The sequence below is a fragment of the Paenarthrobacter sp. TAF1 genome (genome assembly GCF_052113825.1).
In the GTDB taxonomy this organism is placed as follows: domain Bacteria; phylum Actinomycetota; class Actinomycetes; order Actinomycetales; family Micrococcaceae; genus Arthrobacter; species Arthrobacter nicotinovorans.
On the sequence record NZ_JBFRDO010000048.1, the window covers coordinates 1 to 731 of the forward strand.

Sequence of the window (731 nt, forward strand, 5' to 3'; positions counted from 1 at the left end):
CCGCCGAGGACCCCAACCACCGCCGAGGACCCCAACCAGTACATGGCCGATACCCACTGCCGTGCCGACGGACCCGACACCAAAGACCCCGGCTGCGACGCCCTCGACTGCCCCGCCACCACACCCGGTGGCCCAGAAGGCACCCCCGTCATCTGGAAAGAAGCCCCCAAAGCCATCACCAACCCCGGCTGGACCAACTGGATCCCCATCACCGGCCCCACCTGCCTCTATGACGCAGAGCCGCAAAACGTCCTCGCCGACATCGCCGCCCGCATCCTCAACGACTTCCGCCAACTCCCCATCAACCCAGGAAACCTCCAAGCCCAACCCTTCCCCCACACCCTCAAAGGCGGACCCACCAACTTCTACACCACCGCCACCGAACAAACCTTCGACGTCACCATCCTCGGCCAAGCCATCCACCTCACCGCCACCCCCGCCAACCACACCTACACCTTCGGAGACGGCACCACCCTGGGCCCCACCCCCGCCGCCGGCTACCCCMTCCCCGAAGCCGAATGGCTCACCACCGAAACCCGCWCCAGCCACAGCTACACCSAAACCGGMAACTACCCCGCCACCATCACCACCAGCTTCACCGGCACCTACTCCGTCAACAACGGCCCACCACTACCCATCAACGGAACCCTGGACCTGACCACACCAGCCACAACCATCCACGTCTGGAAAACACAAAGAGCACTCGTCGCCGACACCTGCCAACAAAACCC

At 64.8% G+C, this 731-nt stretch carries 1 protein-coding gene; it reads left to right on the forward strand.

Annotated features, from left to right (window positions below; genetic code table 11):
• Nucleotides 1-731 (forward strand): hypothetical protein (locus AB4Y81_RS21545; protein WP_441996932.1); only part of this gene is annotated, 731 nt, incomplete at both ends.